Source organism: Streptomyces sp. NPDC058877, from assembly GCF_042742855.1.
GTDB lineage: Bacteria > Actinomycetota > Actinomycetes > Streptomycetales > Streptomycetaceae > Streptomyces.
The window spans coordinates 1-7973 of the sequence record NZ_JBHYMF010000268.1 but is presented as its reverse complement, the minus strand read 5'-3'; the positions used below and the strand labels follow the sequence as shown (position 1 = coordinate 7973).

Sequence of the window (7973 nt, the reverse complement as noted above, 5' to 3'; positions counted from 1 at the left end):
GGGTTCGACCGGGCACCGCGCCGGGAGGTACGAGATGTCCTCACTCAGATGATGGATCACCCATGAGCCGAATGATCCAGTGCAGAACGATCACCCCGCCCCGAAGGGCCTGCCCGGAGCGTCAGGCGAGGGTCACCAGGTCCGCGTAGTCCGCACCCCACAGGTCTTCCACACCGTCCGGGAGCAGGATGATCCGCTCCGGGTCGAGCGCCTCCACGGCGCCCTCGTCGTGGGTGACCAGGACCACGGCGCCCTTGTAGGTGCGCAGCGCGCCGAGGATCTCCTCGCGGCTGGCCGGGTCCAGGTTGTTGGTGGGCTCGTCGAGGAGCAGCACGTTGGCGGAGGAGACGACCAGGGTCGCGAGCGCGAGCCGGGTCTTCTCACCGCCGGAGAGCACCCCGGCCGGCTTGTCGACGTCATCGCCGGAGAAGAGGAAGGAACCGAGCGTCTTGCGCACGTCGACCAGGTCGAGGTCGGGCGCGGCCGAACGCATGTTCTCCAGGACGGTCCGCTCGGGGTCGAGGGTCTCGTGCTCCTGGGCGTAGTAGCCGAGCTTCAGGCCGTGGCCCGGGGTGACCTCGCCGGTATCGGGTGCCTCGACGCCGCCGAGGAGCCTCAGCAGGGTCGTCTTGCCCGCACCGTTGAGGCCGAGGATGACGACGCGCGACCCCTTGTCGATGGCGAGGCTCACATCGGTGAAGATCTCCAGCGAGCCGTACGACTTGGAGAGCCCCTCGGCCGTCAGCGGGGTCTTGCCGCAGGGCGCCGGCTCGGGGAAGCGGAGCTTGGCGACCTTGTCGGAGGCGCGCACCGCCTCCAGGCCGGAGAGCAGTCGCTCGGCACGCTTGGCCATGTTCTGCGCGGCAACGGTCTTGGTGGCCTTGGCCCGCATCTTGTCGGCCTGGGAGTTGAGGGCCGCGGCCTTCTTCTCGGCGTTCTGCCGCTCGCGCTTGCGGCGCTTCTCGTCGGCCTCGCGCTGCTGCTGGTAGAGCTTCCAGCCCATGTTGTAGACGTCGATCGTGGAACGGTTGGCGTCCAGGTAGAAGACCTTGTTCACCACGGTCTCGACCAGGTCGACGTCGTGGGAGATGACGATGAAGCCGCCGCGATAGGTCTTCAGGTAGTCCCGCAGCCAGACGATGGAGTCGGCATCGAGGTGGTTCGTGGGCTCGTCGAGGAGCAGGGTGTCGGCGTCCGAGAAGAGGATCCTGGCGAGCTCGACCCGGCGGCGCTGACCGCCGGAGAGGGTGTGCAGCGGCTGACCCATGACCCGGTCCGGGAGGCCGAGGGCGGCTGCGATCGTGGACGCCTCGGCCTCGGCCGCGTACCCGCCCTTGGTCAGGAACTCCGTCTCCTGGCGCTCGTACTGCCGCAGCGCCTTGTCGCGGGTGGCTCCGGTCCCGTTGGCGATGCGCTCCTCGTTCATCCGCATCTTCTTGATGAGGACGTCGAGCCCGCGGGCGGAGAGGATCCGGTCGCGGGCCAGGACGTCGAGGTCACCGGTGCGCGGATCCTGTGGCAGGTAGCCGACCTCGCCGGAGCGGGTGATGGTGCCGCCGGCCGGCTGCCCCTCGCCCGCGAGGCACTTGGTGAGGGTGGTCTTGCCCGCTCCGTTGCGGCCGACGAGGCCGATGCGGTCGCCCTTGGCGACGCGGAAAGAGGCGGACTCGATGAGGATGCGGGCGCCGGCGCGCAGCTCGATACCGGAAGCGGTGATCACGGACAGACTCCAGGGCAGTGGGAACGACGGAAGGGACGACTGGCGACGGGCTGCGACGCCGCTAATGCACCCAGGGGAGGGTGTCCCGGGGAAGACTGTCCATGGGGCCAGTCTAACGGGCCCCTGCAACTGGTTTTCGGCCATGCGCGACAGGGGAACGGGATGGCGCCTTTCCGATGTTCCCGCCAATGCCCTAGAAAAGGGGCGGTGCGCACGAGGTCGTCCGATACTCGGCGCAGGACGGCGGCCACTGCCGCGACGGTGACGCGGAGGGTGGTGGACCGTGCAGTTCGACGACGACGCCGATCTGGACACCTCGGAGGTGCGGGACGTCCGGAACAGCCGCATCCCGGGCGGCAGGGCGACCGTCGGCGGCGGCGTCATCGGCCTCGTCGCCCTGGTCCTGGGGTTGTTCTTCGGCGTCGGCCCCGACCAGCTCGGGCTCTCCTCCGGCGGTGACCAACCGGTCGCGAGCTCCTCGTCCGCGACCCAGGTGGACCAGAGCTGCAAGACGGGCGCGGACGCCAACGCGCGCCAGGACTGCCGGATCGTCGCCGTCGTCAACAGCGTCCAGGACTACTGGCGGAGCGAGTACCCGCGCCGGGGCGGCGACTACGCGAACGCCACCACCGTGATGTTCAGCCAGCGGGTCGGCACCGCCTGCGGGGCGGCCACCTCCGCCGTGGGCCCCTTCTACTGCCCCGGCGACCGTCGCGTCTACCTCGACCTCGGCTTCTTCGAGGAGCTGCGCACCACGTTCGGGTCGAGCGGCGGCCCCTTCGCCCAGGCCTACGTGGTGGCGCACGAGTACGGGCACCACGTCCAGAACCTGATGGGGACCTTGAGCCGCGCCCAGGACGGACGGACCGGAGCCGGCTCCAACGCCGTGCGCGTCGAGCTCCAGGCCGACTGCTACGCCGGGGTGTGGGCGCGGCACGCGACGACCACCCCGGACGAGAAGACCGGCCGGCCGCTGCTGACGCGACTCACCGACGAGGACATCCAGGACGGCCTGGACGCGGCGGCGGCCGTGGGGGACGACCGGATCCAGGAGAAGTTCCAGGGCCGGGTGACGCCGGAGAGCTGGACGCACGGATCGGCGGCCCAGCGACAGCAGTGGTTCTACGAGGGTTACCGCACCGGCGACATGGCCCGGTGCAACACCTTCCGCTGAGTTGTCAGTGGCGACTGCAAGACTGAGATCCAGGTCACATCGAGAGGAGGTGGTCGGGATGGCCGGGACACCCGACATTTGCCCGACGCTGCGGTACGAGGACGCGAAGGCGGCGGTCACGCTGCTCACGGAGGGCTTCGGCTTCACCGAACGCGCCGTGTACGAGGGCGAGGACGGCCGGGTGAGGCACGCCGAGCTGTCGTACGGGAACGGAATGGTGATGCTCGGCAGCAAGGGCGGCGGCACCGACTTCGACCAGCTCGTGGCCGGCGGTGGGCCGGTCACGGTGTACGTGCGCGTGGACGACGTGGACGAGCACCACGCCCGGGCGGTGGCGCAGGGCGTGGAGATCGTGATGCCGCCGACGGACCAGGAGTACGGCTCGCGGGACTACTCGGCCCGTGACGCCGAGGGCAACGTGTGGAGCTTCGGCACGTACGCCCCCGGCGTGGCCGGATAGTCCGGCGTTCAGGCCCCGCCGGTGTGGACCTGGAAGGCGGCCCGCCGGACCGCCTTGGCCAGGGCCGGGTCCGGATGCGCCGCGGCCAGGGCGACCAGGACCTGGACGGTACGGGGGTGGCCGACGGCGCGCACCTCTTCGAGCAGTGCCGGCACATTGCCCTGCACGGCGGAGTCGAGGTGGCGGACGAGCAGCTCGCTCTCGCCGTGGTCGGCGACGGCCGCCGCGGTGTCCACCCAGAGCCAGGTCAACTCCTCGCGGGTCAGCACCTCTTGGGCGTCGTCGGGATCGGCCCCCTCGTACTCGGCCAGCCACAACAAGGCGTAGGGGCGCAACGGGGGTTCGGCGACGGTGGCTCGCACCTCGGCCTCCGCCGGGGCACCGACGACCCTGAGCGCCTCGAAGGCGAGCCCGCGCAGGAGGGCGTCTTCACCGCGGGCGACGGTCAGCAGTTCACTCACGGCGCTGGACAGGGTGCGGGCGGCCAGCCAGGCGCGGTACTCGTCGCGGGCCGGACCGGGGGTGAGCCGGGCGCAGCCGCGGAGCATGTCCCCGGCGGACTGCTCGATGTTGCCCGCGGGACTCTGCGCGGCAACGCAGATCTGCTCCAGCTTGACCCAGACCGCCCAATTGCCGAGGGGGGTCAGGGTGGCCTGGCGCTCCGCCGCACCGGGTTCCAGGGTCAGCGCGCCGACCGAGGCCAAGCCTTCGAGGGCCCAGTCGAGGAGGGCCGGGAGCCCGTCGCCGGCCGGGGCGTCCGCGGCTCCGGAGGCGCGGTCGGTCGCCCGGTCGAGCGCGGGTTCGCCCCCCTCCCCCTCCCCGGAGCCGGGCGGCACCTCGCAGCGTTCTCCACGGAGCTCCTCGACGCGCTGGCCGAGGAGGTCGAGGAGGGCGGGTACCGGAACCGGCCCCTGGGAGAGCTGGAGCAGCGAGAGCACCTGCGGGACGGCCTCGACGACTTCGGCGACGGCGCTCGGGGCGACGCCCTCGGGGGCCGGGTGCACCAGTGACCAGGCGTCGAAGAGGGCGACCCAGCCGCGCAGGACGGCGGAGTCGTCACGGTCCCAGGCGTGCAGCCGCCAGCCGGGGCGGGCGGTGTCGCCGTGGAGCTCGACGAGTCCGGCGAGCCGTGCGCGGTCCCAGCCGGCGCGGATCTGGCCGGGTGTCAGGTCCAGCACGGTCGCGACCCGTTCCTCGACGGGAACGGTGCCGGAGCCGGTCCGGGGCACCACGTCGGCCCCGCGCTCGACGGCGACCCAGCGGGCGATCCGTACGGCATCGGCAAGCACCTGCCGGGCCTGACGGGCGAGCTCCGCCCGGGGCGGAGTGCCCTCGGGGGGCCTCGGCGCCGGCCGGGTCCGTCGGGTCGCCACGGCCCGTCGAGCGGTGGCCAGCGCCTGCGGGCGGACGAGTCGGAGTCTGGAGTTGCGCACCAATGGTTCATCGGGCTTTCGAGACGTCACGGGGGCAGTCTTCCCGCTGACGGCCCGAAAGCCCAATCGGAATCGGAGGCCCCGTCGGAACGGGCGCCGCGGCGGCCCGTCCCCGGCGGAAAAGGGGCGTCAGAGCAGGGGGGTGAGGAAGCGACGCAGGGATTCCTCGTAGCGGACCGGGTCGGCGTTCCACATCGAGGCGTGCGGGGCCTGCCGCACGGTCTGCAGGCTGACCAGGTCGGGACGGCGGGCGGCGAGCTCCACGGAGGACTCCCAGGGGGCGATCGTGTCGTCGGGGCCGTGGAAGAGGAGGACCGGCACGTGGAGCGCGTCCGGTGAGGAGGCGGCGGCGAGGCGGTCTCCGTGCGGGCCCGTGCGGGCCTGGGCGGCGCGGACGGCGAGCGGCAGGAGGAGGCCGGGGACGTGGTGGGCCGCGGCGAGGTTGCGGAGGGTGGCCTCCCAGTCCAGCACCGGAGAGTCGAGGACGAGGCCGCTGATCCGGTCGCGCACTCCGGACTCCGCGGCTGCCCGCAGGGCCATCGAGGCTCCGGTCCCCCAGCCGTGCAGGATGACCTTCCGGGCCCCGCGGCGGACGGCGTAGCGGATGGCCGCGTCGACGTCCCGCCACTCGGAGTCCCCGAGGTGGGCAAGGCCGTCCGGGGAGGCCGGCGCCCCTTCGTCGCCCCGATAGGCGGGGAGGAGGACGGGGATCTTGCGCAGATGGAGGAAGGGGACGAGGTTCAGCGGGTGCTCACGGGTGGTGCCGAGGCCGTGCAGGGCGATCACCCAGGTGGTGCGGGGCCCTCCGACGAGCCAGGCGGGCAGGGGTCCGAGCTCGCTGGGGATCTCCACGTCCTCGTGGGCCAGCCCGAGGGCGCCGGTGGGCGTGCCGCGGTGGAGTTGCGGGGTGAGCCGGACGCGGGCACCGGGCCCGAGCACTCCGAGTTCGACCCGCTCCAGGCGGCGGACGACGGTGTCGGCGGTGTGGGGGACCCGGTCGAGGACGGGGCCGAGGACGGCGTGCAGGCCGGGTGCCTCCATCCCGTAGGTGCCGGGGCGCAGGGAGGCGAGGCTGCGGGTGAGGGTGATCCGCTCGGGTCCCGTGGCGTGCACGGTGAGCCTGGGGTCTCCGGGCAGTGGTCGTCCGGACGGCGCCCTGAGGGCGACGTCGCTGGCGTACCGGCCGGCTGCGACCGCAGCCGCACCGACACCGATCAGGGTGGTGACGGCCGCTGCCGTCGCTGTAGCCGGGCGCACGCTCCCAGTCTCGGCAGGGTGACGGGGGGCTGCCACCCGACGGGCACCGACGGAGGGAAAGCGGAGGAGGGCTCCGGGGCGTGACATGGGTCTCCTCCAGGAGGCCCCCCGGGTCGTCCACCTCCGTCCGGGCAGCGGGACCGAGAAGCGGGGAAGCAGCCCGGGGTGAGGCACGGGCACCCCGAAAGGAAAGGGGTTACCAGCGGTCACAAGGTGACCGCATCGTGGACACCGGGGACCGGGGGCACTCAAGCGGAATCTCTTGACACCAGATAGGGACACCACGTCGCCCGACCCAGTTCACCTTCCGTTCACCCAGGTTGCCTAAGTTCAACGCGCCACTGACGTCAAACGATTGCCTGGGTAAATGGAACACATCACGCTGCTGCTCGCCATTGTGGTCGTGACAGCTCTCGTGTTCGATTTCACGAACGGTTTCCACGACACCGCCAACGCGATGGCCACGACCATCTCGACCGGTGCGCTCAAGCCCAAGACGGCGGTGGCCATGTCCGCCGTACTGAACCTCGTCGGAGCGTTCCTGTCCGTGGAGGTCGCCAAGACGATCTCCAAGGGACTGGTCAACGAAGAGGGCATCCAGCCCGAAGTGATCCTCGCCGCGCTCGTCGGCGCGATCCTCTGGAACCTGGTGACCTGGCTGGTCGGTCTGCCGTCCAGCTCCTCCCACGCCCTGATGGGCGGCCTCATCGGTGCGACCGTCGCCTCGATCGGCATCAGTGGCGTCCACGGCGACGTCGTCGTCACCAAGGTGCTCATCCCGGCCCTCGCCGCCCCGCTGGTCGCCGGCCTGGCCGCGATGTTCTCCGCCCGCCTCACGTACCGCCTCGACAAGAAGGCGGACCGCAAGACGACGGAGAAGGGCTACCGCGCCGGCCAGATCGCCTCCGCCGGCCTCGTTTCCCTCGCCCACGGCACCAACGACGCCCAGAAGACGATGGGCATCATCACGCTCGCCCTGGTCGCCGGCGGCGTTCTGGCCCCCGGCTCCAACCCTCCCCTCTGGGTCATCGTCTCCGCCGGTACGGCGATCGCGCTCGGCACCTACCTGGGCGGCTGGCGCATCATCCGCACCATGGGCAAGGGCCTCACCGACCTCCAGCCGCAGCAGGGCTTCGCCGCCCAGACCAGCGCGGCAACCGTCATCCTGGCCTCCTCCCACCTGGGCTTCTCCCTCTCGACCACGCACTCCGTCTCCGGTGCCGTCATGGGCGCGGGACTCGGCCGCAAGGGCGGCGTCGTCCGCTGGTCGACCGCCACCCGCATGTTCGTCGCCTGGGGCCTGACCCTGCCGGCCGCCGGCCTGGTCGCCGCCGGAGCCGAGTTCGTGGCCCGCCAGGGCGACTGGGGCGTGTACACCGTCGCGACCTTCCTGGTCGCCTCCTGCCTGGGCATCTGGCTGCTCTCCCGCCGCCAGGTCGTCGACCACACCAACGTCAACGACGTCGAGACCGAGGCCAAGGACGAGACCGAGACCGCGGGCGTCGTCACCACCGCCATCGCGGCCGTGACCCCGCCGCCGGCCGGCTCCGTCGCCGCCGTCGCGGACGAGGACCTGAAGGCCACCATCCCCACCCCGAACCCCGCGGACCCGGCCGCCCCCCCGGCTCCCGCCACCGCGGTCTGACCGCGCTCACGGAACTGGAACCCCGCACATGAAGATCGACTGGGCAGCTCTCGGCTCCGTCTTCGGCATCAGCCTCGTCGCGACCGTCGCCCTCGTGGGCCTGTTCACCCTCGGCATCGTCGCCCTCTCCAAGCAGGAGGAGGCCGTGACCCGGGGAGGCTCCACCGTCCTCGCCCGCACCAGTGCCTACGCCTGCTTCGGCCTCTGCCTGGCGGCCGTGGCGTACGGCATCTACCTGATCGTCGCCTGACGGTCCCCGGTACCTCGGCCGGGCGGTCCGCACC

7 protein-coding genes are annotated in these 7973 nt (G+C 71.8%); 4 read left to right on the top strand and 3 right to left on the bottom strand.

The features are described 5' to 3' along the window. Window positions 1–121 precede the first annotated feature (121 nt). Window positions 122–1720: an ABC-F family ATP-binding cassette domain-containing protein gene (locus tag ACFW2Y_RS33345; protein WP_384886732.1), complete on the bottom strand. Its 1599-nt coding sequence runs from the start codon at window positions 1718–1720 to the stop codon at window positions 122–124. Between the two features lie 283 nt (window positions 1721–2003). On the opposite strand from ACFW2Y_RS33345, the gene ACFW2Y_RS33340 reads away from it, so the two are divergent. Continuing rightward, on the top strand, window positions 2004–2894 hold the full coding sequence (locus ACFW2Y_RS33340) for a neutral zinc metallopeptidase (RefSeq protein WP_384886729.1): 891 nt from the start codon (window positions 2004–2006) through the stop codon (window positions 2892–2894). Between the two features lie 58 nt (window positions 2895–2952). Next, window positions 2953–3354, top strand: a complete 402-nt coding sequence (locus ACFW2Y_RS33335) for a VOC family protein (RefSeq protein ID WP_384886726.1) — start codon at window positions 2953–2955, stop codon at window positions 3352–3354. 8 nt (window positions 3355–3362) lie between these two features. On the opposite strand, the gene ACFW2Y_RS33330 is transcribed toward ACFW2Y_RS33335, so the two are convergent. Together ACFW2Y_RS33330 and ACFW2Y_RS33325 are read right to left on the bottom strand one after the other, a co-directional pair. After that, window positions 3363–4817 carry a hypothetical protein gene (locus ACFW2Y_RS33330; RefSeq protein WP_384886723.1) on the bottom strand — a complete coding sequence of 485 codons (1455 nt, stop codon included), beginning with the start codon at window positions 4815–4817 and terminating at the stop codon, window positions 3363–3365. Between the two features lie 99 nt (window positions 4818–4916). Then, window positions 4917–6044: an alpha/beta hydrolase gene (locus ACFW2Y_RS33325; RefSeq protein ID WP_384886721.1), complete on the bottom strand. Its 1128-nt coding sequence runs from the start codon at window positions 6042–6044 to the stop codon at window positions 4917–4919. A 367-nt stretch (window positions 6045–6411) separates the two neighbouring features. Between ACFW2Y_RS33325 and ACFW2Y_RS33320 the strand changes: the two genes are divergently transcribed. Together ACFW2Y_RS33320 and ACFW2Y_RS33315 are read left to right on the top strand one after the other, a co-directional pair. After that, complete coding sequence (locus ACFW2Y_RS33320; protein ID WP_384886718.1) at window positions 6412–7689, top strand: anion permease; 1278 nt, start codon at window positions 6412–6414, stop codon at window positions 7687–7689. A gap of 28 nt (window positions 7690–7717) precedes the next feature. Then, entirely contained in the window at window positions 7718–7939 is a 222-nt protein-coding gene (locus ACFW2Y_RS33315; protein WP_384886715.1) for a hypothetical protein, read from the top strand. The last annotated feature ends 34 nt before the right edge of the window (window positions 7940–7973 follow it).

What these genes read in the sequence shown, in the direction of transcription:
- ACFW2Y_RS33320 (WP_384886718.1), top strand. Translation starts at nt 6,412, where the DNA reads ATGGAACACATCACGCTGCTGCTCGCCATTGTGGTCGTGACAGCTCTC.
- ACFW2Y_RS33315 (WP_384886715.1), top strand. Translation starts at nt 7,718, where the DNA reads ATGAAGATCGACTGGGCAGCTCTCGGCTCCGTCTTCGGCATCAGCCTC.
- ACFW2Y_RS33335 (WP_384886726.1), top strand. Translation starts at nt 2,953, where the DNA reads ATGGCCGGGACACCCGACATTTGCCCGACGCTGCGGTACGAGGACGCG.